Origin of the sequence: Allobosea sp. CRIB-10, from assembly GCF_900112185.1 — a bacterium.
Classification (GTDB): Bacteria; Pseudomonadota; Alphaproteobacteria; order Rhizobiales; family Beijerinckiaceae; genus Allobosea.
Genome location: NZ_FOKP01000018.1, coordinates 108,092 through 130,892, shown reverse-complemented (window position 1 = coordinate 130,892; position 22,801 = coordinate 108,092). Strand labels below are relative to the sequence as shown.

Sequence of the window (22,801 nt, the reverse complement as noted above, 5' to 3'; positions counted from 1 at the left end):
TGCGGTGCCGGAGCTAGCGGCCCTGCTTCTGCCGCCTTGCCGCGAATTCGAGCAACTCCAACGCAAGCTTGCGGTCTTCGGGGCTCTTCAACTGATCGAAAGCGCGGGCCAGCTTCTGGCGCTCTGCTGAGACAGGCGGTGCGGAGTAGCGGGCTTGCTCGGCATCGGAGGCCCCGGCGGCCAGGATCATGGGGGCGAGGCTGTCGAGGAAGTAGCCGGCGCCGACATCCAGAACCTTCGCAATCGTAAGCAGCTGCATGAGGCTCAGTCGGTTCTTCCCGTTTTCGAGCTTGGAGACTTGTTGCTGCGACACGCCCAGGGCAGTCGCGATGTAATCCTGGTCGTGGCCCAGTTCGTCGCGACGCTCCCTGACGCGCCGCCCGATCTCACGATAGATCTCGTTCCTGGGCTGCTTCTCCATTCGGCTGTCCTTACAGCTCCGGTGGTGCGCATGCGGTCAGTGCGGTCGGTCATCGACCGCGAGCTGAAGGCCCTCCTGTGAAGGGCCGTCGCGCCTGTCTATCAATCTGCCTTTGCAATGGCGGCCTGGCCAGCCCGTCCGTGACATTCTCGAGCGAAGTGGATACCGGTTCGCGTGAAGAAAATGCTCTAGAACGGATTCTGAACTGGTTGCCGCCGTGGTTTGAGTGGTGGCTAGGCGGCCGTGTTCTCGATGCGCGCCTGGCGGCCTCGCATCGAGGCGAGGATAGTCCAGCCGATAATCCCGATCGTGATCGCGGCGAGAACGGCGGCGATCGGCCGGTCGACCAGGCCGATCAGCCGGCCGTCGGACTTGATCATCGAGTTGATGAAATACTCCTCCAGCAGCGGGCCGAGCACGACGCCGAGGATCACCGGCGCGACCGGAAAATCGTTCTCCTCGAGCACGAAGGCCAGCACGCCGAAGGCGAGCATGATGCCGACATCGAACAGCGAGTTGTTGATCGCATAGGAGCCGACGATGGCGAAGAGCAGGATGATCGGCATCAGGATTTTGCGCGGCACGGTCAGCACCCGCGTCGCGACCTTGATGATCGCCCAGCCGAGCGGCAGCATCATCAGGTTGGCGATGACGAAGACCAGGAAGAGCGCATAGACGTTCTCCGGATTGTTGACGAAGATCGTCGGCCCCGGCGCCATGTTCTTCATCATCAGCACGCCGATGGCGATCGCGGTGATCGAGTCGCCGGGAATGCCGAAGACCAGGGCCGGGATCCAGGCGCCGGCGAGCGAGGAATTGTTGGAGGCGCCGGCCTCGATCAGCCCCTCGGGATGGCCGGTGCCGAACTTCTCCGGCTCCTTCGAGAAGCGCTTGCTCATCGCATAGGACATCCAGGCCGCCATGTCGGCGCCGCTGCCCGGCTGGATGCCGATGACCGTGCCGAGCGCGCTGCCGCGGATGAGCTGCCAGGGGTACTGCTTGGTCAGCCGCCACATATTGGCGAAGATCGGGCCGATCTTCTGGATCACCACCGGCGGGGCGCCGCCGCCGGAGACCATGTGCCGCATCACCTCCGAACAGGCGAACATGCCGACCATCATCGGGATCAGCGAGACGCCGCCGAGCATCTCGGTCGACTCGAAGGTGAAGCGTGGCTGGCCGGCCGGATTGTTCATGCCGATCATCGCGATCAGCAGGCCGATCAAAAGCGAGATGCAGGCTTTCAACGGCGTCGAGGAACCGATGAAGACGGCGCCGCCCAGGCCGACCATGACGATCCAGAAGAACTCGACCGAGCCAAAGCCAAGCGCGAAATCGGCGATGGCGGGAGCGGCCACCATCATCACCGCCGTGCCGAACAGGCCGCCGAGGACAGAGAACCAGAGGCCGATGCCAAGCGCGAGCTCCGGCTTGCCCTTCAGTGTCATCTGGTAGGAATCATCGACATAGGCCGCCGAGGCCGGCGTGCCGGGGATGCGCAGCAGACAGCCCGGAATATCGCCGGAGAAGATCGCCATGGTCGAGGTGGTGACGATCGCGGCGATCGCCGGCACCGGCGGCATGAAGAAGGTCAGCGGCACCAGCAGCGCCGTCGCCATGGTGGCGGAGAGGCCGGGAATGCAGCCGACGACGAGGCCGTAGATCGCCGAGAGGGTGATGACGAAGAGCACATAGGGATCGAGCACCATCCCGAGTGCGGTGACATAGGCGTCGAGCATGATGACTACCAGCGCAAGGGTTCGAGCGGGCCCCAGGGCAGTTGCACGCCGAGACCGAGATAGAAGATCGAGTGGATGATGAGCGCGGCCGCGAGCGAGAGCCCGACCGCATGCACCGGCTTCGTGCCGCCAGACAGGAAGAGGACGACGAGGATCAGCGTCGCGCAGATCAGGAAGCCGAGCGTCTCGGCGAAGACCATGTAGAAGATGATTGCCGCCGGAACGAGCAGCAGTCGCAAGATCGCGCCGCCGCTGCGGGCCCAGTCGGCGAGGCCGATCAGCGGGCCGCTTTCAGTCGCCCGGGCGCCATTGACGGCGAGGATCGCGGCGCAGAGCGCCAGCAGCCCGGAGAGGATCAGCGGAAACGCCGAGGGACCGAGCGGCTGCTGCGATGGGTTCGGCAGGTTCCAGGAGGCGAATGCGACCAGACCCGCGAGGGCGAGGAAGACGAGGCCTCCGAAGAGATCGTTGAACTTCATGGCTGGGACCTGTCGATCGTGCTCCGGATCAGGCCGCCTTTCGGCGCGGCCCGACCCGTCATTGCGAGCGCAGCGAAGCAATTCAGGAGCGGCAGGGTTCCACGTTCCCCTGGATCGCTTTGTCGCTGCGCTCCTCGCAATGACGGCAAGCGTCGTTTTCATGGGTTCCGGGCTCGCCGCTACGCGGCGCCCCGGGAAGACGGTGGAGAACTATTGGCGCAGGCGCAGGCCGAGCGCACCCATGATCTCGCCGTTGTTCTTGTGCTGGGTGGCGAGGAAGCTGCCGAAGGCCGGGCCCTTGGCGAAGGCGTAGCCGAAGCCGCGCTCGGCCAGGAACGACTTGTAGGCCTCGGAGTTCGCGACCTTCTCCGTCGCTTCGACGAGGCGCGCGGTGACGTCCGCCGGCAGGCCGGCCGGAGCGGCGAGGCCGCGCCAGGTACCCCCCTCATACTCCTTGCCGATCGCATCCTTGACCGTCGGCACGTTCGGGAAGGCGCCGATCTTCTCCTTCGACATCACCGCCAGCGACTTGACGCGGCCGGCGTCGAACATCGCCTTGCCCTCGGGCAGGGAGGAGGGGACGATCTGGACGCCGCCCGAAGCCAGCTCCTGGAAGCCGGGAGCGGCGCCCTGGCTCGGCACCACGACGACCGCCTTGGGATCGATGCCTTCGAGCTGCAACAGGCCGGCGAAGGCGAGGTGATAGGCCGCGCCCGCGCCCATGCCCGAAAGCTTGTACTTGCCGGAAGGCTGCTTCTTGATGTCGTCGAGGGCGGCGCGCAGATCGGCCCAGGGCGAGTTGGCGGCTACGTTGAAGGCGGCGGAGTCGAAGTTCACCAGCGCGATCGGGGTGAGCTTCTCATAGGTGAAGGGAGCGGTGTTCGACCAGTAGAAGGTCGTGACCTCTGCGGTGGCGAGGCCGATCGTGTAGCCGTCGGGCTTGGCGTTGACGATCTCGGTATGGCCGACCACGCCGCCGCCGCCGGTGCGGTTGACGACGTTGACCGGCTTGCCGAGCTCCTTCTCCAGCCCGGCCGCGAGGATGCGGGCGACCGCATCGGTGCCGCCGCCGGCGGCCCAGGGCACGACCAGCGTGATCGGGCGCTCAGGCCAGGCGGCGAGGGCCGGCAGCGACACCGCAGCGAGGGCGGCGGCGAGCAGCAGCTGTGTGAGTTTCATGGCGTTTCTCCCGATGCGGTTTTTCTGTTTGAGCTGGCTCCGTCCGCCAGCGCGGAACTGGAGACCATGTGGCCGCGCGTGTAGCCGAGCACCTGACGCATCGCCTGGCGGGCCCGCTCGGGCTCGCCGGCGGCGATCGCCTCGACGACCGCGGCGTGGTTGGCGAGGTTGCCGGCGAAGACGTCGACGGTGAAGTCGAACATCGCGCTGAGGATCGTGTCGATCGCGCCGCGGAAGCTGCGCAGGATCGGGTTGTTGGTGGCGTCGAGGATGGCGAGGTGGAAGCGCTTGTCGGCGGCGATAGCGGCCTGCGGGTCGTCCTGGCCGGTTTGCATTTCAGCCAGCGCCGCGCGGATGCGGGCGAGGTCGTCGGGCGTGGCGCGGGTCGCCGCCAGCGCTGCCGCTTCCGGCTCGATGATCTCACGCGTTTCCTCCAGAGCGAGCAGCAGGTCGCGGTCGAGCCCGTCCTCGCTGCGCATCCAGCCGAGCACGTCGCGGTCGAGCAGCGTCCAGTCGTGCTGGGGCCGAACTTGCGTGCCATGGCGCGGACGAACGGTGAGCAGGCCCTTGGCGACGAGGATCTTCACGGCCTCGCGGACGACGCTGCGGCCGGCGCCGTAGCGCTCGGCCAGTTCCGGCTCGGGCGGCAGCACGGTGCCAGAGGCGATCTCGCCGCGCACGATGGCAGCGCCGAGCGCCGCGACCATCGTGCCGATCTTTCCTGGCTTGCTGCCCCGCGCCATGACCCATCTTCCCTCCCGAGGCGGGAAACTGTCACGTCGAGGGCTTGCATGCAAGCATTCATCTGATGTTTAACATCTGATCATTGAAGCGAGGCACGGCCATGACCACTGAGACCGCGTTCACCGGCATCCATGCGATCCTCTATGCGCTGTTCGATGCGCAGGAGCGGCTCGACCGGCAGGCGATGCGCCGGCAGGTCGAGATCTGCTTGCAGCACGGCGCCCATGGCATCGCAGCGCTGGGCCTCGCCACGGAGGTCTCCAAGCTCACCGTGCCCGAGCGGCGCACCGTGATGGAATGGACGTCGGAGGATGTCGGTCGACGCAAGCCGCTCGGCTTCACCATCTACGGGACCTCGGTCGCCGAACAGATCGAGCTGGTCAGGGCGGCCGAGGCGGCCAAGGCCGACTGGGTCATCCTGCAGCCGCCCATGGTCGGGAGCTTCGCGGCGGCTGAGTACATCCGCTTCTTCGGCCGGGTCGCGGATGCCACGACCCTGCCCGTCGCGATCCAGAATGCGCCGGCCTATATGGGCCGCGGCCTGTCGGCGGAGGACATAAGCAGCCTCGTCGCGCAGCATCCCAACATCCAGCTGGTGAAGGGCGAGGGACCGGCGACCGAGATCCGGCAGTTGATCGAGACGACACAGGGCCGTCTGCCGGTGATGAACGGCCGCGGCGGGCTCGAGCTGATCGAGAATCTGCGTGCCGGCTGCGTCGGCATGATCCTGGCGCCCGAGATCATCGACTTCACAACGAGGGCCTATGACAGCTTCATTGCCAGCGACGAGGCCGAGGCGGAGCGCATTTATCGCGACATCTTGCCTGTGATCGTCTTCATGATGCAGTCATTGGAGAGCCTGATCTGCTACGGCAAGCGCATCTTCGGGGCCCGGGCGGGCATCGCGATCCACGATCGCGCGCCCGCCATGCGGCCGACCGCCTTCGGCGAAAAGCTGGTCAGCGACCATGTCGCGAAGCTGGGTCGGTTTCCCGACCCCACAATGTAAGGCCCCTGGGAGCGGGACTCCTCACATCTTCTTGCCGTCCTTGTCGAACTGCTTGAGGAAGGCGGTGAGGTCCGCGATTTCCTTCTCGTTCTTGATGCCGGCGAAGACCATCTTGGTGCCGGGGATCTTGGCCCGGGGATCCTTGATGTATTCGGCGAAGACGGCCTCGTCCCAAGTGATGTTGGCGCCCTTGTTGGCGGTCGAATAGCTGTAGCCCTCGACCGCGCCAGTGTGCCGGCCGAACAGGCCGTTGAGCTGTGGGCCGACGAGGTTCTTGGCGCCTTCGCCGAGCTGGTGGCAGGCGCGGCACTTGTTCCACGAACGCTCGCCGGCGGCGACGTCCTGCGCCTGGGCGCTGGTGGTGATGAGAGCGGCGGCGAAGGCAGCGGCGATGACAGGCAATTTCATGCGTAGGACCTTGATGCGGAGTGGAGGGTTGGCGCGGCCGCGCGAAGCGACGGCGCAGTGAGCGGCTTCAGCTGAACATGTCGGCGGTGATCGCGGCGTACCAGCCGACGTTCTCGGCCTGGTTTTCCTTACGCAGCCCGGCGCTTTCGCGCGGCTGCGAGACAAAGGTCTCGGTCGCCGCGATCTTGCCGTCCTTGGCCTCGTAGCGGCCGCCGACCTTGATGGTGTCGTCGGTCTCGATCAGCGACCAGCAGGTGTTGATGTAGCGCGCCGGGAAGGTGCGGCCGCCGGCGAGCTCGCCGCGGATCACCATCGCCGCGACCTTGGCCTGGCTGTTGGCGGAAAAGGCGGATTTCGGCATATCGCCGGCGATGCAGGCGTCGCCGAGAACGAAGATGTTGGGATCGGCGACCGACTTCATCGAAGCCGGATCGATCGTGCAGTAGCCGCCGGCCAGCGCCAGTCCGGCGGAGCGGGCGATCTCGCCGGCCATCTGCGCCGGGATAACGTTGACGAAGGCGCAGTCCTTGTAAGTCTCGAAACCGGTGACGACGGTATGGGTCTTCGGATCGACCGATTTGATGCCGTCATGCACCTTCGGCCCGAGCCATTCGATCATCGCACCATAATGCTTCTCCCAGCCTTCCTGGAAGACGCCCTGCTTCGAGAAGCTGTCCTTGGGGTCGAGGATGAAGATCTTGCAGTCGCGCTTGCCACTCGCCTTGAGGACATGGGCGAACATCGAGGCGCGCTCATAGGGGCCGGGCGGGCAGCGATAAGGATTGGGCGGGGCGATCATCACGATCGTGCCGCCATTTGGCACCGCCTCGAGCTTCTGCCTGATCAACTGCGTCTGCCGGCCGGGCTTCCAGCCATGCGGCATCGCCTCCTCGGATTCCTTCGACCAGCCGGGGACGGAATCATATTTCAGGTCGATGCCGGGCGAGACGACGAGGCGGTCATAGGGCAGGCGGTCGCCAGCCTGGAGCACGACCTCCTTCTTGTCGCGATCGATCTGCGTGGCGCGGGCGCGGGTGAGCGTGATGCCGTGGTTCTTCGCCAGCGCGTCGTAGCGATGGCTGATGTCATCGTAGCTCTTGAAGCCGCCGATGAAGAGGTTGGAGTGGAAGCAGGTCTGGTAGACCTCGTTCTCCTCGACCAGCGTCACAGCGATGGCACCGTTCGAATCCTTGGCGATGTACCTCGCCGCAGTCGCGCCGCCGGCTCCGCCGCCGATCACCACGACGCGCGGCTTGCCCTGGCCGAGCACGGCAGGCGAGGCGATGGCGAAGCTGCCGGCGGCAAGGCCCGACAGGAATGTGCGGCGGCTGGTCGACATGTTTCCCTCTCCCCTTCCCATGATCAGCGGTGGGCCTTCTGCGGGCCCTATCCGACCTTCAGATAGGCGAAGCCCTTGGCTTGCATCGTGGCGACGGCAGCGACGCCCGACGGCACGAAGCCGACGAATTCGGCCTTGCGCGCCCTGCTCTTGTCGATCTTCAGCCGGGAAAAGGTGATCTCGCAGAGATGGACCTTCAGCCCGTTCTTGGCGACGTCCTCGACCCGCTCGAAGATCTTCGGGACCATGGCCTCCTCACGCCATGGCGTGTCGTCGAGATTCTCCAGGAAGAACTTCACGCCCGGCCCGTGGGCGACGATGGCGAGCTGCAGCGCGAACGGATCGGCGCCATAGGCGGAGTAGTGATTAGAGATGTTCTGGAGCATCTGGACGAAGCGCTGGGGCTCGCCGAAATCGCAATGATAGAGGCAGGCGACATCCGCCTCCTTCTTGAGGTCGGCGAGCGCCGTCTGCCGGGGCGCCGCGAGCACCGGCGTGGCGGCCGCGACCACACCGCTCGCCGCCGCCAGCATCAGTGCCCGGCGCGATGCCTGCTGGGTTTCCTCCGACATTACGTCCTCCTCCGCTGCCCAGGCCATATGCCCGGCTAAGGATTGGGCTTCAGACTCTCGTAATAGGCGGCCAGCGCCGCGATCTCCTCGCTGGAGAGCCGGGCGGCGACCGCCTGCATGACCTGGTTGTCGCGCTGCCGCCCGCGATAGGCGTTCATCAACGCGACGAACTGCTCGGCCGGGTGGCCGACGATCGCCGGGATGCCGCCGACCTGCCTGCCGCTGCTCTGGTGGCAGCTGGTGCATTCGGCGGAGAGATATTCCCCCAGCGCCCTGTCTCCGGCGGCTTGCGCCGGCGCGCAGGCCAGGACGAAGCCGAGCACCGCAAGACGGACGGCGCCGGCTCTTCGCATCAGTCGACCTTCGGCGCGGTCTTCGAATCCGGCGTCACGTCGAGGATCACCGCCCGCCCGGTGATTTTCACCTCCGGTTTGCAGTTGGTCATGCACGGCTCCTTGCCCCAGAAGGCCTTCTCCGTGGTCTCGCGGTCGTCATCGTAGAAGGCGGCCGCGTTCGGCAGCTTCACACTGGTAAAGTTCTTATCGGACAGTTCGAAGTCCTCGTCCTTCACGATGTCGTTCAGATAGAGCAAATAGGCGGTGACGGCGTAGAGCTCGTCCGGCGACAGCGACTGGGCGTTGCCATAGGGCATGGCCCGGCGGACATAGTCGAACACGGTCGAGAGATCGGGCCAGAACGAGCCGATCGTCTTCTCCGGCCGGTCGGATTTCAGCGAGCCCATGCCGCCGGCCAGCACCGGCCAGCGCCCATTGCCCTGGCCGAACTCACCATGGCAGCTGGCGCATTGCGCCTGGAAGATCTCGTCGCCCTGCTTGACCGTGCCCTTGCCGGGCGGCAGGCCCCTGCCGTCGGGGCGGACCGCGATGTCCCAGGCCTTGATCTCCTCGGGCAGCGCCTCGCGGCCGAGGCCGAGCTTCGCAGCCGGGGCCGGAGCCTGGGCGGTTTTGGCCGGCGGATGGGCCTGCGCCTGCTTGGCCGCCGGCTTGGTCTGCGCGATCAGCGGCGCGGCCGCGAGCACGGCGATCGCCGCCAGGCCCGCGAGCAGGACGGGATTAACCGATCTCGACATTTTCGGTCTCCCCGTTCGCCTTCACATGCCAGGTCTGGATGCCGTTGTTGTGGTAGATCGAGTTGGTGCCGCGGATCTTGCGCAACTCGTCCTTGGTCGGCTGGAGATAGCCGGTCGAATCGATGGCGCGCGACTGGATCAGCAGGTCCTGCCCGGCCCAGTCGAAATCGACGTAGAAGCGGGTCAGCGACTTATCGAGCACCGGCCCGTCGATCCTGGCGTGCTGCCAGTTCTTGCCGCCGTCGAGCGTGACGTCGACTCTGCTGATCGTGCCGCGCCCGGACCAGGCTAGGCCGGAGAGGACGTTGCGGCCCTTCTGCTTCAGCGGCGCTTGCGGCGACGGATCGGTCACCACCGACTTGGCGTCCATGACGAAGGTGAAGCGGCGCGAGCGGCCATCGGCGAGAAGGTCGGTGTACTTCGAGGTCTCCTCGCGCGCCTGCCAGGGCTGGTCGCCGACCTCGATGCGCCGGAGCCATTTGACCCAGAGATTGCCCTCCCAGCCGGGGATGACGGCACGCAGCGGATAGCCCTGCTCGGGGCGCAGCGCCTCGCCGTTCATGGCGAAGGCGATCAGCACGTCGTCGAGCGCCTTCTCGAGCGGCAGCGAGCGGTTCATGCCGGAGGAATCGGCGCCTTCCAGCAGCAGCCATTTGGCATTTGGCTTCACGCCCGCCTCGGCCAGCAGCACCTTTAGCGGCACGCCGGTATACATGACGTTGTGGACCATGCCGTGGGTGAACTGGCAGCCATTGAGCTGAGCGCCGCGCCACTCCATGCCGGAATTCGCGGCGCATTCGAGGAAGTGGATGCGGTTCTGCCGCGGCATCCGCTTGATGTCTTCCATGGTGAAGACCAGCGGCTTGTCGACGAGGCCATGGATCATCAGGCGGTGATTGGCCGGGTCGATATCGGCGATGCCGCCATGATGGCGCTCGAAGCACAGGCCCGACGGGGTGATGATCCCGTCGAGCTCGTGCAGCGGCGTGAAGTTGACCGAGGATTCCGGCGAGGCCGTCAGCCAGGAGACGTCGCGGCGGATCACGTGCTTCTCGAAGCGCGAGGGCGTGCCATAGGGACGCTTGTCGACGCCCTCGCCGAGATAGCGGCTCCAGTCCTGGACCTCGGTGATCAGCGGATCGGGCTTGCCGGCTTCGGCGCGGACGGCACCTGCGCCGGCGAGGCCGGCTCCGGCGACCGCCGCCCCGCCGAGGAAGCGGCGGCGGCTGAGCGCATCGGGTTTTGCGGGAGAGGTCATGCCTCGTCTCCTCGTCTGGCGATCGTCCTCGCGGCGAAAGCCCCGGCAATCGCTTGGAAAGTCTTTTTGTCGTGGCTGGAGGGCTCTAGCCCTCCCCCCGCTTGCGGTGGGGAGGGTTGGGTGGGGGGCCGTGCCGCTTGGTGCGAGCGGGAAGAAGTCCCGAGCCCTGCTTTCCGGCCCCCCATCCCTAACCCTTCCCCACCGCAAGCGGGGGGAAGGGGACGAGCCCGGCCTGCAAGCGAGCGCGCTGTGACGGAGGCGCTCATGCCCCGCTCACCTTCACGGCGTCGTTCGGCTTGATGGTGATGGTCTTGGCCGCGGCGACGTGATCGCGCACCACGTCCCAGATCGGCGGCCCCTGCGTGCCCTCGTTGACGCTGGCCCAGCCGGCGACGACGTATTTGCGGGAGGCGTCGATCGGTTTGCCGGATTTGAGGTGGGTGAGGCCGGAGATGCGGCTGCCCATCGGCTTGCCGACATCGATGGCGTAGCCCATGCCGCCGATCCGGACCATGTCGCCGCCGCCCTGGAAATAGGGGTCGGGGTGGAAGATGTTGTCGGCGACGTCCTCGAGTATCTCCTTGAGCTGCGCGCCGGTCATCTCCATCCGGTAGCAGTTGGGATAAGTGATCGCGGTCGCGTTCGTGATCGCCTCCCAGGTGATCGCCTCGCCCGGCAGCAGCGAGCCGCCCCAGCGGAAGCCGGGCGAGAGCGCGATCTCGGCGTCGCGCTGCGAGAGCATGGCGTCGCAGATCAGGTCGTCGAAGCTGCCGTTGAAATTGCCGCGCCGGTAGAGCAGCGACTCCGTGCGACCGATCTCCTTGGCGAGCTCGGCGGCATAAGGTGCGCGCAGCTTGGTCACCAGCGTCGCCATCTCCTGATCGGGCGCGATCGCTTCGGCGAAGACCGGCATCAGCTTGAAGCGGATATCGGCGACCTTGCCGTCCTTCACCGCGATATCGAGGCGCGAGACGAACTTGCCGTGCGAGCCGGAGGCGACGAGCGCGGTCTGCCCGACCCGGATCAGGCCCGGCATGGCGTCATGGGTATGGGCGGTCAGGATGACGTCGATGCCCTTGACCCGGCTCGCCAGCTTGCGGTCGACATCGAAGCCGTCATGCGAGAGCAGCACGACGATCGCCGCGCCTTCCGCGCGAGCTTCCTCGACCTGCTTCTGGATTTCCTCCTCGCGGATGCCGAATTCCCAGTCCGGGAACATCCAGCGCGGATTGGCGACGGCGGTGCGCGGCAGCGCCTGGCCGATCACCGCGACCTTGACGCCGCCCTTCTCGAAGACCTTTCGGGGCGGGAAGACCGGCTCGTTCCATTCCTTGTCGCGGATGTTCTGGGCGAGGAAGGCGAAGGGTGCGGCTTCGACGATCTCCTTGACGCGCTCGGCACCGAGCGTGAACTCCCAATGCGAGGTCATCGCGTCGAGCTTCAGCGCCGACATCACCTCGACCATGTCCTGGCCCTTGGTCTGGAGCGCGCTCCAGCTGCCCTGCCAGGTGTCGCCGCCGTCGAGCAGCAGCACCTTGTCGTCGCCGCGCTCGGCCCTGACAGCCTTGACCAGCGTCGCGATCCGCTCGAGCCCGCCCATCCGGCCATAGTTGCGGGCGAGCGCGACGAAATCGTCCGAGGTCAGCGCGAAGGCGTCGGCCGAGCCCGCCGCGATCTTGAAATGCTCGCGGAAGGCGGCGTCGGTCAGATGCGGCGGCAGGCCCTTGACCTCGCCGACGCCGAGATTGACCGCCGGCTCGCGGAACTGCAGCGGCATCAGCTGGGCGTGGATATCGGCCACATGCAGGATGGTGACCTGGCCCTGCGGCTCGAAGCGCAGGATATCGGCCTGCGACAGCTTCTGCTGCGCGGCAGCGCGCCCGAGCGGGCCGAGGCCGGAACCGGCCGTCAGAGCCGCGGCGACCGCCGTCGCCTGCAGGAAGTCTCGTCTCGAGATCATGACCCATCCTTTGGATGCGCGCACATCGCGATCCAGGGAATCCAAAACGGAGGCGCCGCCGAAACCGGCGGCGATACGATGCCTAAAAGCTCAGCCGACCGTCAGCTTGTTCTTGGCGGTGTATTCGGAGCCGTTGTCGTCCTTCCAGGTGAAGGTGAACTCGCCCGATTCGGTCGCCTTGAAGAAGAAGGATTGGTAGGGGTTGGCCGAGATCGCCGGGAACCAGTCGGCCGAGAACACCGGCTTGCCGTTGAAGCTCGCCGAGAACTTGTTGATGATCTGGCGCGGAATGGTCTCGCCCTTGGCGTCCTTGCGCTGGCCGGATTCCATTTCGTGCGAGATTAGCGTCTTGATCTCGATCATTTCGCCGGCGGCGGCCTTGGCCGGAACGCGCACGCGGGGCGTGGGCTTGGTGGTCATGGGTGTTTCCTCGCCTTGTTCTGTTCGATGACGATGCCGGGCGTCAGCCGCCGCAGCCGCCGATCGTGACCTTGATATTGGCCTTGGCCGTGTGCAGCGCGCCGTTCGACATCTCGGCGACGCAGATGATGTCCTGTGTCTGGGCGAGGCGCATGCGCGTCGCGGCCGCGGCCTTTCCGCAGGCCGGAGTGAACTGGTAGCTGACGACGCCCGGCTGCGGGTTGCCCTCGGCGAAGACGTGCACGGCCTTGACGTAGTCGGCCTCGGTCATCGGGCTCTCGATCTCGACATTGATCGGCACGACCAGGCCGTTTTCGGCGATCTCGGGCACGTCGAGCTTGATCTTGCCCGAGGCCATCGGCTTGTCGCCATAGAGCTTCTTGATCTCGGCGGCGACCGCCTTCTCGTCGGCGAAAGCGAGCTTCGGCGCGATCGCGGCGGCGGCAAGGGCCCAAGCGGCGGCCTTCACCGCATCGCGGCGCGACAGCGTCGGCGGTTGGATCTGCATGCGGGGCTCCTCCCTGGAATTCGTCTCGTTTTAACGCTTGACGGCGCCGCGTCGGGTCGCCAATCATTTGCACGTATCGTGATATTGTTTTTTGTGAATGTAAAGCCCCCGAGAGGGCCGGCGACGAGATCGCAGTATAAGCGGTCCAGCAGAAAAGATGGAGACCGTTTTGCCGGCCGCTTGCATTGCAAGCGATCGGAACGGGCTCCGGGAAACGAAAGGGCGAGGGATGAAGCTTCCGATCCTCGGAGCGGCTGCATTGGCAGCCGTCATGATCATGGCGGCCGGACCGCTGACCGCGCAGTCGCCGCCACAGGACGAGAGCGAGAAGGAGATCGAGCGCTATCGTCAGATGCTCTCGGACCCGTTCTCGAATCCGGGCTTCCTCGCGGTCGATCGCGGCGAGGTGCTGTGGGCCGGGAAGCGCGGCACCAAGGGCGTGTCGCTTGAAGGCTGCGATCTCGGCGAGGGGCCAGGCAAGCTCGAAGGCGCCTTCGCCAAGCTGCCGCGCTATTTCGCCGACGCCGACAAGGTGATGGACACCGAGCAGCGCCTGCTCTGGTGCATGGACAAGCTGCAGGGGCTCGATACCAAGGACGTGGTGCTGCGGCGTTTCTCCGGGCCGGCCCGGGCGTCCGATATGGAGGACCTCGTCGCCTTCATCGCCAACAAGTCGAGCGAGATGAAGATCCAGCCACAGCTCTCCCATCCCAAGGAAAAGGAGATGGCGGCGGTCGGCGAGGCCCTGTTCTACACCCGCGGCGGCGTCAACGATTTCTCCTGCGCCACCTGCCATGCCGAGGAAGGCAAGCGCATCCGCCTGCAGGGCCTGCCCAACCTCTCGGTCAAGGGCAAGACCGCGCAGGAGACGATGGGCTCCTGGCCAACCTACCGGGTCTCGCAGAGCGCGCTCCGGACGATGCAGCACCGTCTCTGGGACTGCTATCGCCAGCAGCGCTGGCCGGTGCCGGAATACGGCTCTGAGGCCCTGACCGCGCTCACCGTCTTCCTGCAGAAGCAGGCCGAAGGCGGCGAGATCAAAGTTCCGTCGATCAAGCGCTGAGGGGAAACGTCATGATCAGGACACTCATTCCCTTCGCGGCAGCGCTTCTCGTGGCAGGTGCCGCCAGCGCCCAGGAGCGCCCGGCCCAGACCGTCATCGACGCCTATATCAAGTCGACCTTCGGCAAGGCCTCGGCCGAATGGCAGGCCAGGATCAAGCCGGACGACTCGCTGGCGGTCTGCAACACGACCCGCAACAATCCCTCCTCGGCGGAATCGGAGGCGATGCTGAAGCGCGAGAGCGCCCGCGTGGTCTATCCCGCCGACGGCAAGTTCCTCGGCGACTGGAAGAAGGGCTATCAGGTCGCCAACAACGGCCGCGGCGGCCAGTTCTCCGACCCGGCCGGCACGGTTTCAGGCGGCAACTGCTTCGCCTGCCACCAGCTTGACCCGAAGGAGGTCAGCTACGGCACACTCGGCCCGAGCCTCGCGGCCTATGGCAAGGACCGCAAATACGATCCCGAGACGATCAAGGACGCCTACACCAAGATCTACAATTCGATGGCGGTGGTGCCCTGCTCGAACATGCCGCGCTTCGGCGTCAACAAGGTGCTGGACGAGCAGCAGATCAAGGACGTGATGGCCTATCTGTTCGATCCGGAATCGCCGGTGAACAAGTAGGCCTTGCCGGAGCAGACCATGCTGACGCGTCGCCTGTTCGTCTCCGCCGGCGCCTGTGCCCTGGCCTCACCGGCCCTGGCGCAGGTCGTGGCGACGCTCGGCTCCGGCGAGGAGATGCTGACCGTCCTCAGCGACGGCAGCTTCGAATTGCCCTTGTCGATGCTGGCGCGCGACGTCGCGCCGGCGGAGCTTGCGGCCGAGGCGAAGCAGACCGGGCCGACGCGCTCGGTGCTCAACGTCACCTGCCTGAAGCGCGGCAAGGACGTCGTCCTGTTCGATTGCGGCTCGGGCGCGAACTTCCTGGCGGGCTCGGGCAAGCTCGCCGAGAGCCTGAAGACTGCGGGGATCGAGCCCGATGCGGTGACGCATGTGCTGTTCACCCATCTCCATCCCGATCATTTCTGGGGTGCGCTCGACGAGTTCGACAGCCCGCTCTTTCCCAATGCGCGCTGGCTGGTGGCGTCGCCCGAGATCGGCTTCTGGAGTGACCCGAAGGTCTATGCCGGCCTGCCCGAGGATCGGCATGCCTTCGCGGCCGGTGCGCAACGCATCGCTAAGGAGCTCGGCGACAAGCTCGAACGGGTCGAACCCGGCCGCGAATGGCTGCCGGGGATCGAGGCTGTTGCGACGCCCGGCCACACGCCGGGCCATGTCTCCTTCGCGTTCAAGACGGCCGGCGGGCCGGTCATGGTGCTCGGCGATGCGCTGACGCATCCGCTGATCTCATTCGCGCGGCCGGACTGGCGTCCGGCCTCCGACCATGACGCGGACCTTGCTGTCGCGACGCGGCGCAAGCTGCTCGACCGGCTTGCCCAAGAGAAGGGGCAGATCATCGGCTACCACCTGCCCGGCGCCGTCGGCCGCGTTGAGCGGCAGGGCACGGCCTACCGCTTCGTCGCGGGATAGCGACGTCTCACAGCGTGTTCAGCGGGACCTTCAGGAAGCGCTTGCCGCTCTCGTCCGGCTGCGGCAGTTCGCCGGCCTTCATGTTCACCTGCAGCGAGGGGATGATCAGCCTGGGCATGGCGAGCGTTGCATCGCGCGCCTCGCGCATCGCGACGAACGCGTCCTCGCCGATGCCGTCGCGGACATGGATGTTATGCTCGTGCTGCTCGGCGACCGTCGTCTCCCAGCGGATCTCACGGCCGTTCGGGCCATAATCATGGCACATGAACAGGCGGGTCTGCGGCGGCAGCGCCAGCACCCGCTGGATCGAGCGGTAGAGCGTGCGTGCATCGCCGCCCGGAAAGTCGGCCCGGGCCGAGCCACCATCCGGCATGAACAGCGTGTCGCCGACAAAGGCGGCGTCGCCGACCACATGAGTCATGCAGGCCGGGGTATGGCCCGGCGTATGCATGGCGAAGGCCTTCAGGCCGCCGATCAAATAGCTGTCGCCATCGGCGAACAGGCGGTCGAACTGGCTGCCGTCGCGCTGGAACTCGGTGCCTTCGTTGAAAACCTTGCCGAAGGTCTCCTGCACGACCGTGATGCGCTCGCCGATGCCGATCTTGCCGCCGAGCTTGCCCTGGATATACGGCGCGGCGGACAGGTGATCGGCGTGGACATGGGTTTCGATCAGCCATTCGACCGCGAGCTCGTGTTCACGGACGTAAGCGATGATCTTGTCGGCGGAGGCATAGGCGATGCGGCCGGCGGCGTAGTCGATGTCCATTACCGAATCGACGATGGCGCAGGCTTTCGAGCCGGGGTCCTTGACGACGTAGCTGACCGTGTTCGTCTGCGCGTCGAAGAAGGCGGTGACCTCGGGCTTGGCCGACAGGTCGACCGGATGCGGGATCGCGCTCATGGCTCTCTCCTGAACTCGACTGGTGGCATGGAAACGACGGTCGCTGCGGCGAGCCGGCGGGCGAGCGCCATGCCGGCGAGCATCGCCGCGAGGAAGACCAGCGCCGGCAGGCCGCCGGTCAGGGCAGCGACCAGCGCCGGGCCGGGGCAGAAACCGGCGAGCCCCCAGCCGATGCCAAACAGTGCAGCGCCGGTGACGAGCCTGGCATCGGGCCGGCTGGCGCCCGGCAGGGAAAAGCGCTCCGCCAGCAGCGGACGTTCGCGCAGAAAGGCGAGCCGGTAGCCGAGCATGGCTACGGCGACGCCGCCGGCCATGACGAAGATCAGGCTGGCGTCCCAGCGCCCGGCCGGGATGGCGGCGAGGTCTAGGAAGTTCAGCACCTTCGCCGGGTTCGCCATGCCGGCGAGGATCAGGCCAAGGCCAAAGACCAGGCCGATCACGAATTGCACGAGGATCGACATGGACGGCCTCAGAGTAGGTACCGGACGACGAAGACGGTCGCGATCGCACTCGCCATGAAGGTCGCGACGGCGACCAGCGAGCGCAGCGACAGGCGCGACAGGCCGCAAATGCCATGGCCGGAGGTGCAACCGTTGCCCCAGACCGAGCCGAAGCCGACCAGCAGGCCGGCGACGACGAGCACCGGGATCGTCGCCGCGATCTGCGGAACCGGCCACGCCGATCCAGCAGCATAGGCGACGAGCGGGGCGAGCACGAGGCCGGCGACGAAGGCCAGCCGGCCTGCCGTCTCTCCATCCGCCTCCGGCGGCAACAGGCGGGAGACGATGCCGCTGATCCCGGCGATCCGGCCCTGGAACAGCATCAGCAGCACCGCCGCCAAGCCGATCAGGGCGCCGCCGGCGAGCGACGCGATGGGCGTGAACGCCGTTTCGATCATCTCAGCGCCGCTCCGCCGGGCAGGTCCGGATGCCGAGCAGGGTGTAGGCCGGGCAGACGCGAAACGTGGCCGTGAGCAGCATGACCGCGCCCCAAGCCGTGAGCGCGTATTTCCAGGCGCCGAGCGGCGCGACCCAGCCGGCGAGCGGCGGCAGGAAGGCGGCGGCGAAAAGCGCTGCGCCGAAAATAAAACGAAGCGCCCGATCGAGAGAACCGACATTGACCATGGCCAACTCCTGCGTTATTGAATTATAAATATCATATATATAGAAAAAGATATATGTCAATTGACATTCTGTTCCACGCCGAAGCATCCGCCAGCCCGCCGATCGAAGAAGCGGCCGCGCTTCTCGCCGCCATGGCGAGCCCGCGTCGGCTCGCCATCCTCTGCAGGCTGGTACAGGGCGAGGCCGGCGCCGCCGAACTCGCCGGGGTCACCGGTCTCAGCCCGGGGGGTGTCGCCTCGCATCTGGCACAGCTGCGCAGGCTCGGGTTGATCGCCGCCCAGCGCCGCGGCGTCGCGGTCGTCTTCTCGCTAGCGAGCGACGAGGCGAAGGCGGTGCTGGAAACATTACACGCGCTCTATTGCGCGCCGGCGCAGGCCGTCAGCCGCGCTGCCAGAGACCCCTGAGCGAGCCTTCGACCAGGAAGGCGATGCCGATCCGTGCGCCGACCATCATCCCGGCGATCGCCAGCGGCCAGGACAGCGCCAGCATCGAGCCGGCCGAGATGCCCTGACCGATCGTGCAGCCGCCGGCGAGCACGCCGCCGCCGCCCATCAGCACGGCGCCGAGGAGATGGCGGCGCATCTCGCGGTCGTCGTCGAAGGCTTCCCAGCGGAATTCGCGATCGTAGAGCGCCGAGAGGAACGAGCCTAGCGTGACGCCCGCGAGCGTGCCGATGCCGAATTCGAGCAGGGCGGAGGGCACGCTCAGCACGGCATAGAGCGCCCGGCCGACCGGGGAGACGAAGGTCAGGCTCTGCGCCCGCGGCACGGTGTCGAAGGCATCGACCGCAATACCGGTCACCCACCAGCCGGCGATGACGGCAAGGCCGAGCGTCGCGCCGGCCAGCAGCAGCCGCGGCGAACGGCGCAAGCGCGGATCGACGGCGACGATCGCAATCAGGGCGAGTGCGCCGGCAGCGGTGATCAGGATGCGTGCGGCAGGGGCGCCGAGATAGGTCAGGATGCCGGCGAGATCGCCCTTCAGGCCGCCGGGCAGCGGCCAATAGACCTTCTCCAGCACCTCGATCCGGATCGGCGCGAGCATGCCGCGCAGCGTCGCATAGGCGACCGCGCCGAACACCATCATCACGATAAGGCTGCGCAGGTCGCCGGAACCGAGCCGGATCAGCGAGCCGAAGCCGCAGGTGCCGACCAGCGCCATGCCGAGGCCGAACAAGGTGCTGCCGACGAGGATCGACAGCCAGGGCAAAGCCGGCTGCACATAGGTGGAATTGGCGGGGTCGAGCAGATGGAGCCCGATCAGCACCTGCGTGCCGACCAGCGCGATCGCCAGCGCAAGGCCGAAGATCCTGAGGCGCCTTGTGTCGCCGCCCATCCAGGCATCTTCGACCGCGCCGAAGGAACACAGCCGCGCCCGACGGACGGTGAAGCCGCAGGCCGCGCCCACAGCGACGCCCGCCAGCGCGGCCCCCCAGGCCGGCAGCTCGATCATGGCAGGCGCCGAGGCGGGCGGTGGTTGCTCACGATTGTCCGGCTTCGGGTCCGGGCGGATTGCAGAAGATGTCGTAGATCACGGCGATGACGCGCCGGACATCGTCGCTGGCGAGGCTGTAATAGATCGCCTTGCCGTCGCGGCGGGTGGTGACGAGCTGGTCGAGGCGCAGGCGCGCGAGCTGCTGCGAGACCATGGGCTGGCGCAGCGAGAGCAGGTTCTCGAGCTCGGTCACCGTGCGCTCGCGCTCGGCCAGCAGGCAGAGCAGCAGCAGCCGGTTCTCATGCGAGAGGGCTTTGAGGAAATCGCTGGCCTTGCGGGCCTTGCGCATCAGCTGGTCGAGCTCGGGCGAGAACTCGGCGCCGTCGCGCAGTTCGGTTTCGAGCGCTTTCGAGACGATCGCGGTCATTGGGTCCGTGTGCCTGATCGTTGAACCTGGTCGGGTGACTCAATGACAGCAACCAGCCGCCCGAGCAAACCCCAGAACATGTCGTCGTTGAGATAGCCGGTGATGCGGCCGATTTCTTCGCCCTTGTCCACCAGCACGAAGGTCGGCGTCGCGATCACCGGCTCGCGCAGGCCCTCGCCCCGCACGCCACCGGCGGGCAGATTGATCCGCCGCAGCGGCGCCGCCTTGCCTTCCGGCGTCCTGGCATAGACCGGCGCGATCTCGCGCTCGAAGCGGACGCAGAACGGACAGCCATTGCGCGTGTACATCACGAGCTCGGCGGCGACGGCAGGCAAGGACAGCAATAGCGGCAACGTGAACGCTGCCGCCAGCCCCGCGCGATATCTGCCGCTTGCAATCATCCGCGGAACATAGTCGTATTCATATGTTTATACTAGAGCCGACACGGGCTCCTGCGGAGGCGACGCCATGATCACACGACGCGGCCTGCTGGCGAGCACGGTGGTGGCGATGTCGGCGCCGGCTTTGGCCAAGGCGAAGCTCGGCGAGGACGGGCTCTACCAGGAAGACTGGTATCTCGAAAGCTTCCTCGATCTCGCCGAGGATCTGACCAATGCGAGCCAGAGCGGCAAGCGCTTCGTCATCCTCTGGGGCCTGCGCAATTGCCCGGCCTGCCGCCGCATGCACGAGGTCCATCTCGCCGACCCGGCGATCGAATCCTATATCCGCGACAATTTCGCGGTGCTCCATCTCAACATCCTCGGCGCGCGCGAGGTCACCGATTTCGGCGGCGGCAAGCTGACCGAGAAGGCGCTGGCGAAGCGTTACGGCATCGAGGGGACGCCGGCGATCCAGTTCTTCCCGACCAGCGCCGCCGGGCTGGCGGCGAAGCCGCCGAAGGAGCGCGAGGTCGCGCGGATGGCCTCGCTACCCGAGCCGCAGGCCTTTATCGCCCAATTCCGCGCCGTCAGGAACGGCGTGTAAGGGATGGTTCCCGCGGTTGTGGAGCTGGGCCGGCGGGTTTGCGCCGCTGGCGACCCGTGGCCCCTTGCGCGATCGAGACATGTGCGCGGGCCGGCCTTGTCCTGACGAGCCGACAACCCGGGCGATGCGCGCCGCTTCAAAAAGGTGCTGAAGCCGGCGCTGGCAGCCATCAAAGGGCCCCTATCTGGCCGGAACCTGGGAGCTTGCCGGCAGTTGATTCTTCAGGGGCACTGTCGGCAAGGCCGGCCGGCGCTGGAGGGCTACCACGATGGAACGGGACAGCGAGGTATTTCGTCTATTTTCTGAAGATTATCGAAGCTACTCACAGGAAGAGATGAGCCTTCAGGAGTATCTGCTGGCTTGTCGAGAAGACAAGTCGATGTACGCCTCCGCTGCGGAGCGGATGGTCGATGCGATCGGTACACCAAAATTGTTCGATACCAGCCGGGACGAGCGCCTCGGTCGGATTTTCGCGAACAGGACTATCAAGATCTATCCTTCCTTTGCCGATTTCTTCGGCATGGAGGATACGGTCGAGCGAATCGCTGGCTATTTCCGCTATGCTTCGCAGGGCCTGGAGGAGCGCAAGCAGATCCTCTATCTGCTCGGGCCCGTCGGTGGCGGCAAATCGTCACTGGCCGAGCGACTCAAGAAATTGATGGAGGAGCGTCCGTTCTACACGCTCAAGGTCGGCGGCCAGATCAGCCCCGTCTTCGAATCGCCGCTCGGCCTGTTCCGTCCGGACAGGATGGGTGATCTCTTCGAGGAGAAATACGGCATTGCGCGGCGGCGCCTGACCGGGCTGATCTCGCCCTGGGCGGCCAAGCGGCTCGACGAGCTCTCGGGCGACATCGCCAAGTTCAGCGTCGTCAAGCTGACCCCCTCGCGCCTGCGGCAGGTCGGCATCGCCAAGACCGAGCCGGGCGACGAGAACAATCAGGACGTTTCGACGCTGGTCGGCAAGGTCGACATCCGCCAGCTCGAGAACTTCAGCCAGTCGGACCCGGACGCCTATTCCTATAGCGGCGGCCTCAACCGGACGACGCAGGGCCTGCTCGAATTCGTCGAGATGTTCAAGGCGCCGATCAAGGTGCTGCATCCGCTGCTGACCGCCACCCAGGAAGGCAGCTACAACGGCACCGAGAATTTCGGCGCATTCCCTTACCAGGGCATCATCCTGGCCCACTCGAACGAGTCCGAGTGGCTTCAGTTCAAGAACAACAAGAACAACGAGGCGTTCCTCGACCGCATCCTGGTGGTCAAGGTGCCCTATTGCCTGCGCGTCACCGAAGAGCGGCAGATCTACGAGAAGCTGCTGCGCGAGAGCGAATTGGCAGGCAGCCCTTGCGCGCCGGAGGTGCTCGACATCCTCAGCCGCTTCTCGGTCTCGACCCGGCTCGCCGAGTTCGAGAATTCGCCGCTCTACACCAAGATGCGCGTCTATGACGGCGAGAACCTCAAGGAGCTGGAGCCCAAGGCCAAGGCGATCCAGGAGTACCGCGACGCCGCCGGCGTCGACGAGGGCATGACCGGGGTCAGCACGCGCTTTGCCTTCAAGATCCTGTCGCAGACCTTCAACTACGACACCGAGGAACTGGCCGCCGACCCGGTGCACCTGATGTACATCCTCGAAGGGGCGATCAAGCGCGAGCAGTTCCCGAAGGAAACGGAAGCGGCCTATCTCGATTTCATCAAGTCGGAACTCGCCACGCGCTATGCCGAGTTCATCGGGCACGAAATCCAGAAGGCTTATCTCGAATCCTATGGCGAGTATGGCCAGAACCTGTTCGACCGCTACATCGCCTATGCCGACGCCTGGGTCGAGGATCAGGACTACAAGGATCCCGACACCGGCCAGCTCCTCAACCGGCAGGTCCTCGACAACGAATTGTCGCAGATCGAGAAGCCGGCGGGGATCGCCAATCCCAAGGACTTCCGCAACGAGGTCGTGAAGTTCACCTTGCGCGCCAGGGCCAGGAACAACGGCCGCAACCCGTCCTGGACCAGCTATGAGAAGCTGCGCGAGGTGATCGAGAAGCGGATGTTCGGCCAGGTCGAGGACCTTCTCCCGGTGATCAGCTTCGGCTCCAAGCAGGACAGCGTGACCGAGAAGCGCCATCACGGCTTCGTGCAGCGCATGGTCGAGCGCGGCTATACAGAGCGCCAGGTCCGGCGCCTGGTGGACTGGTACATGCGCGTCAACAAGGCGGGCTGAC

The 22,801-nt window shown here is 66.1% G+C and carries 28 protein-coding genes; 7 read left to right on the top strand and 21 right to left on the bottom strand.

Annotation, left to right across the window (positions count from 1 at the left end; genetic code table 11):
• Positions 1-13: 13 nt before the first annotated feature.
• From BMZ69_RS21045 to BMZ69_RS21025, 5 genes are all read right to left on the bottom strand, one after another.
• The gene (locus BMZ69_RS21045; protein ID WP_092160358.1) at positions 14-421 is read right to left on the bottom strand and encodes a helix-turn-helix domain-containing protein; all 408 of its coding nucleotides are present in this window, start codon (positions 419-421) and stop codon (positions 14-16) included.
• Between the two features lie 233 nt (positions 422-654).
• Entirely contained in the window at positions 655-2,160 is a 1,506-nt protein-coding gene (locus tag BMZ69_RS21040) for a tripartite tricarboxylate transporter permease (protein WP_092160356.1), read from the bottom strand.
• Positions 2,161-2,165: 5 nt separating this feature from the next.
• Complete coding sequence (locus BMZ69_RS21035) at positions 2,166-2,639, bottom strand: tripartite tricarboxylate transporter TctB family protein (protein ID WP_175506914.1); 474 nt, start codon at positions 2,637-2,639, stop codon at positions 2,166-2,168.
• A 210-nt stretch (positions 2,640-2,849) separates the two neighbouring features.
• Positions 2,850-3,818 carry a tripartite tricarboxylate transporter substrate binding protein gene (locus tag BMZ69_RS21030; protein ID WP_092160352.1) on the bottom strand — a complete coding sequence of 323 codons (969 nt, stop codon included), beginning with the start codon at positions 3,816-3,818 and terminating at the stop codon, positions 2,850-2,852.
• Entirely contained in the window at positions 3,815-4,561 is a 747-nt protein-coding gene (locus BMZ69_RS21025) for a FadR/GntR family transcriptional regulator (protein WP_092160350.1), read from the bottom strand. The genes BMZ69_RS21030 and BMZ69_RS21025 overlap by 4 nt, the downstream gene beginning before the upstream one ends.
• Before the next feature lie 101 nt (positions 4,562-4,662).
• On the opposite strand from BMZ69_RS21025, the gene BMZ69_RS21020 reads away from it, so the two are divergent.
• Positions 4,663-5,571: a dihydrodipicolinate synthase family protein gene (locus BMZ69_RS21020; RefSeq protein WP_092160348.1), complete on the top strand. Its 909-nt coding sequence runs from the start codon at positions 4,663-4,665 to the stop codon at positions 5,569-5,571.
• A 21-nt stretch (positions 5,572-5,592) separates the two neighbouring features.
• On the opposite strand, the gene BMZ69_RS21015 is transcribed toward BMZ69_RS21020, so the two are convergent.
• From BMZ69_RS21015 to soxY, 9 genes are all read right to left on the bottom strand, one after another.
• Complete coding sequence (locus BMZ69_RS21015; RefSeq protein WP_092160346.1) at positions 5,593-5,979, bottom strand: c-type cytochrome; 387 nt, start codon at positions 5,977-5,979, stop codon at positions 5,593-5,595.
• Positions 5,980-6,046: 67 nt separating this feature from the next.
• Positions 6,047-7,318 (bottom strand): NAD(P)/FAD-dependent oxidoreductase, encoded by a 1,272-nt coding sequence (locus BMZ69_RS21010; protein WP_092160344.1) that lies wholly within the window; start codon positions 7,316-7,318, stop codon positions 6,047-6,049.
• A 47-nt stretch (positions 7,319-7,365) separates the two neighbouring features.
• Positions 7,366-7,890 carry a DsrE family protein gene (locus tag BMZ69_RS21005; RefSeq protein ID WP_092160342.1) on the bottom strand — a complete coding sequence of 175 codons (525 nt, stop codon included), beginning with the start codon at positions 7,888-7,890 and terminating at the stop codon, positions 7,366-7,368.
• Positions 7,891-7,925: 35 nt separating this feature from the next.
• On the bottom strand, positions 7,926-8,243 hold the full coding sequence (locus BMZ69_RS21000; protein ID WP_244543459.1) for a c-type cytochrome: 318 nt from the start codon (positions 8,241-8,243) through the stop codon (positions 7,926-7,928).
• Positions 8,243-8,980: a c-type cytochrome gene (locus BMZ69_RS20995; protein WP_092160339.1), complete on the bottom strand. Its 738-nt coding sequence runs from the start codon at positions 8,978-8,980 to the stop codon at positions 8,243-8,245. Before BMZ69_RS20995 ends, BMZ69_RS21000 begins: the two co-directional genes overlap by 1 nt.
• Positions 8,964-10,238, bottom strand: coding sequence for a sulfite dehydrogenase (gene soxC / locus BMZ69_RS20990; protein ID WP_092160336.1), 1,275 nt, complete (start codon positions 10,236-10,238; stop codon positions 8,964-8,966). Before soxC ends, BMZ69_RS20995 begins: the two co-directional genes overlap by 17 nt.
• A 262-nt stretch (positions 10,239-10,500) precedes the next feature.
• Positions 10,501-12,198: a thiosulfohydrolase SoxB gene (gene soxB, locus BMZ69_RS20985; protein ID WP_092160334.1), complete on the bottom strand. Its 1,698-nt coding sequence runs from the start codon at positions 12,196-12,198 to the stop codon at positions 10,501-10,503.
• Positions 12,199-12,288: 90 nt separating this feature from the next.
• A complete protein-coding gene (soxZ, locus tag BMZ69_RS20980) occupies positions 12,289-12,618 on the bottom strand; it encodes a thiosulfate oxidation carrier complex protein SoxZ (RefSeq protein ID WP_092160332.1) in 330 nt (109 codons plus the stop codon).
• Positions 12,619-12,661: 43 nt separating this feature from the next.
• Positions 12,662-13,126, bottom strand: a complete 465-nt coding sequence (soxY, locus tag BMZ69_RS20975; RefSeq protein WP_092160330.1) for a thiosulfate oxidation carrier protein SoxY — start codon at positions 13,124-13,126, stop codon at positions 12,662-12,664.
• A gap of 229 nt (positions 13,127-13,355) precedes the next feature.
• On the opposite strand from soxY, the gene soxA reads away from it, so the two are divergent.
• The 3 genes from soxA to BMZ69_RS20960 are packed head-to-tail and all read left to right on the top strand — an operon-like array spanning position 13,356 to position 15,715.
• Complete coding sequence (gene soxA / locus BMZ69_RS20970; RefSeq protein ID WP_092160328.1) at positions 13,356-14,189, top strand: sulfur oxidation c-type cytochrome SoxA; 834 nt, start codon at positions 13,356-13,358, stop codon at positions 14,187-14,189.
• Between the two features lie 14 nt (positions 14,190-14,203).
• Positions 14,204-14,809 (top strand): sulfur oxidation c-type cytochrome SoxX, encoded by a 606-nt coding sequence (gene soxX, locus BMZ69_RS20965; RefSeq protein WP_244543460.1) that lies wholly within the window; start codon positions 14,204-14,206, stop codon positions 14,807-14,809.
• A gap of 18 nt (positions 14,810-14,827) precedes the next feature.
• Positions 14,828-15,715, top strand: coding sequence for an MBL fold metallo-hydrolase (locus BMZ69_RS20960; RefSeq protein ID WP_092160324.1), 888 nt, complete (start codon positions 14,828-14,830; stop codon positions 15,713-15,715).
• A 7-nt stretch (positions 15,716-15,722) separates the two neighbouring features.
• Here the strand turns inward: BMZ69_RS20960 and BMZ69_RS20955 are convergent, their stop codons facing one another.
• The 4 genes from BMZ69_RS20955 to BMZ69_RS20940 are packed head-to-tail and all read right to left on the bottom strand — an operon-like array spanning position 15,723 to position 17,740.
• Complete coding sequence (locus tag BMZ69_RS20955) at positions 15,723-16,616, bottom strand: MBL fold metallo-hydrolase (RefSeq protein ID WP_092160322.1); 894 nt, start codon at positions 16,614-16,616, stop codon at positions 15,723-15,725.
• Positions 16,613-17,077: a YeeE/YedE family protein gene (locus BMZ69_RS20950; protein WP_092160319.1), complete on the bottom strand. Its 465-nt coding sequence runs from the start codon at positions 17,075-17,077 to the stop codon at positions 16,613-16,615. Before BMZ69_RS20950 ends, BMZ69_RS20955 begins: the two co-directional genes overlap by 4 nt.
• An 8-nt stretch (positions 17,078-17,085) precedes the next feature.
• Positions 17,086-17,514: a YeeE/YedE family protein gene (locus tag BMZ69_RS20945; protein ID WP_092160317.1), complete on the bottom strand. Its 429-nt coding sequence runs from the start codon at positions 17,512-17,514 to the stop codon at positions 17,086-17,088.
• Between the two features lies 1 nt (position 17,515).
• A complete protein-coding gene (locus BMZ69_RS20940) occupies positions 17,516-17,740 on the bottom strand; it encodes a YgaP family membrane protein (protein ID WP_092160315.1) in 225 nt (74 codons plus the stop codon).
• Positions 17,741-17,793: 53 nt separating this feature from the next.
• Here BMZ69_RS20940 and BMZ69_RS20935 point away from each other — a divergent pair, with 53 nt between their 5' ends.
• Positions 17,794-18,144 (top strand): ArsR/SmtB family transcription factor, encoded by a 351-nt coding sequence (locus BMZ69_RS20935; protein ID WP_092160313.1) that lies wholly within the window; start codon positions 17,794-17,796, stop codon positions 18,142-18,144.
• On the opposite strand, the gene BMZ69_RS20930 is transcribed toward BMZ69_RS20935, so the two are convergent.
• From BMZ69_RS20930 to BMZ69_RS20920, 3 genes are read right to left on the bottom strand one after another with little or no spacing between them, the layout of a single operon-like run.
• Positions 18,119-19,192, bottom strand: coding sequence for a YeeE/YedE family protein (locus BMZ69_RS20930; protein ID WP_092160311.1), 1,074 nt, complete (start codon positions 19,190-19,192; stop codon positions 18,119-18,121). The two genes, BMZ69_RS20935 and BMZ69_RS20930, sit on opposite strands and share 26 nt — an antisense overlap.
• 28 nt (positions 19,193-19,220) lie before the next feature.
• Positions 19,221-19,601 (bottom strand): ArsR/SmtB family transcription factor, encoded by a 381-nt coding sequence (locus BMZ69_RS20925; RefSeq protein ID WP_092160309.1) that lies wholly within the window; start codon positions 19,599-19,601, stop codon positions 19,221-19,223.
• Positions 19,598-20,002 (bottom strand): thioredoxin family protein, encoded by a 405-nt coding sequence (locus BMZ69_RS20920; protein ID WP_092160307.1) that lies wholly within the window; start codon positions 20,000-20,002, stop codon positions 19,598-19,600. The genes BMZ69_RS20925 and BMZ69_RS20920 overlap by 4 nt, the downstream gene beginning before the upstream one ends.
• Before the next feature lie 67 nt (positions 20,003-20,069).
• On the opposite strand from BMZ69_RS20920, the gene BMZ69_RS20915 reads away from it, so the two are divergent.
• Positions 20,070-20,585, top strand: a complete 516-nt coding sequence (locus BMZ69_RS20915; protein ID WP_092160305.1) for a thioredoxin family protein — start codon at positions 20,070-20,072, stop codon at positions 20,583-20,585.
• 268 nt (positions 20,586-20,853) lie between these two features.
• Complete coding sequence (locus tag BMZ69_RS20910; RefSeq protein WP_092160303.1) at positions 20,854-22,800, top strand: PrkA family serine protein kinase; 1,947 nt, start codon at positions 20,854-20,856, stop codon at positions 22,798-22,800.
• Position 22,801: the final 1 nt, after the last annotated feature.

Bases quoted from the DNA above. Each gene is read 5' to 3' on its own strand.
- BMZ69_RS21045 (WP_092160358.1), bottom strand. From the start codon at position 421: ATGGAGAAGCAGCCCAGGAACGAGATCTATCGTGAGATCGGGCGGCGC.
- BMZ69_RS21040 (WP_092160356.1), bottom strand. From the start codon at position 2,160: ATGCTCGACGCCTATGTCACCGCACTCGGGATGGTGCTCGATCCCTAT.
- BMZ69_RS21035 (WP_175506914.1), bottom strand. From the start codon at position 2,639: ATGAAGTTCAACGATCTCTTCGGAGGCCTCGTCTTCCTCGCCCTCGCG.
- BMZ69_RS21030 (WP_092160352.1), bottom strand. From the start codon at position 3,818: ATGAAACTCACACAGCTGCTGCTCGCCGCCGCCCTCGCTGCGGTGTCG.
- BMZ69_RS21025 (WP_092160350.1), bottom strand. From the start codon at position 4,561: ATGGCGCGGGGCAGCAAGCCAGGAAAGATCGGCACGATGGTCGCGGCG.
- BMZ69_RS21020 (WP_092160348.1), top strand. From the start codon at position 4,663: ATGACCACTGAGACCGCGTTCACCGGCATCCATGCGATCCTCTATGCG.
- BMZ69_RS21015 (WP_092160346.1), bottom strand. From the start codon at position 5,979: ATGAAATTGCCTGTCATCGCCGCTGCCTTCGCCGCCGCTCTCATCACC.
- BMZ69_RS21010 (WP_092160344.1), bottom strand. From the start codon at position 7,318: ATGTCGACCAGCCGCCGCACATTCCTGTCGGGCCTTGCCGCCGGCAGC.
- BMZ69_RS21005 (WP_092160342.1), bottom strand. From the start codon at position 7,890: ATGTCGGAGGAAACCCAGCAGGCATCGCGCCGGGCACTGATGCTGGCG.
- BMZ69_RS21000 (WP_244543459.1), bottom strand. From the start codon at position 8,243: ATGCGAAGAGCCGGCGCCGTCCGTCTTGCGGTGCTCGGCTTCGTCCTG.
- BMZ69_RS20995 (WP_092160339.1), bottom strand. From the start codon at position 8,980: ATGTCGAGATCGGTTAATCCCGTCCTGCTCGCGGGCCTGGCGGCGATC.
- soxC (WP_092160336.1), bottom strand. From the start codon at position 10,238: ATGACCTCTCCCGCAAAACCCGATGCGCTCAGCCGCCGCCGCTTCCTC.
- soxB (WP_092160334.1), bottom strand. From the start codon at position 12,198: ATGATCTCGAGACGAGACTTCCTGCAGGCGACGGCGGTCGCCGCGGCT.
- soxZ (WP_092160332.1), bottom strand. From the start codon at position 12,618: ATGACCACCAAGCCCACGCCCCGCGTGCGCGTTCCGGCCAAGGCCGCC.
- soxY (WP_092160330.1), bottom strand. From the start codon at position 13,126: ATGCAGATCCAACCGCCGACGCTGTCGCGCCGCGATGCGGTGAAGGCC.
- soxA (WP_092160328.1), top strand. From the start codon at position 13,356: ATGAAGCTTCCGATCCTCGGAGCGGCTGCATTGGCAGCCGTCATGATC.
- BMZ69_RS20960 (WP_092160324.1), top strand. From the start codon at position 14,828: ATGCTGACGCGTCGCCTGTTCGTCTCCGCCGGCGCCTGTGCCCTGGCC.
- BMZ69_RS20955 (WP_092160322.1), bottom strand. From the start codon at position 16,616: ATGAGCGCGATCCCGCATCCGGTCGACCTGTCGGCCAAGCCCGAGGTC.
- BMZ69_RS20950 (WP_092160319.1), bottom strand. From the start codon at position 17,077: ATGTCGATCCTCGTGCAATTCGTGATCGGCCTGGTCTTTGGCCTTGGC.
- BMZ69_RS20945 (WP_092160317.1), bottom strand. From the start codon at position 17,514: ATGATCGAAACGGCGTTCACGCCCATCGCGTCGCTCGCCGGCGGCGCC.
- BMZ69_RS20940 (WP_092160315.1), bottom strand. From the start codon at position 17,740: ATGGTCAATGTCGGTTCTCTCGATCGGGCGCTTCGTTTTATTTTCGGC.
- BMZ69_RS20935 (WP_092160313.1), top strand. From the start codon at position 17,794: ATGTCAATTGACATTCTGTTCCACGCCGAAGCATCCGCCAGCCCGCCG.
- BMZ69_RS20930 (WP_092160311.1), bottom strand. From the start codon at position 19,192: ATGATCGAGCTGCCGGCCTGGGGGGCCGCGCTGGCGGGCGTCGCTGTG.
- BMZ69_RS20925 (WP_092160309.1), bottom strand. From the start codon at position 19,601: ATGACCGCGATCGTCTCGAAAGCGCTCGAAACCGAACTGCGCGACGGC.
- BMZ69_RS20920 (WP_092160307.1), bottom strand. From the start codon at position 20,002: ATGATTGCAAGCGGCAGATATCGCGCGGGGCTGGCGGCAGCGTTCACG.
- BMZ69_RS20915 (WP_092160305.1), top strand. From the start codon at position 20,070: ATGATCACACGACGCGGCCTGCTGGCGAGCACGGTGGTGGCGATGTCG.
- BMZ69_RS20910 (WP_092160303.1), top strand. From the start codon at position 20,854: ATGGAACGGGACAGCGAGGTATTTCGTCTATTTTCTGAAGATTATCGA.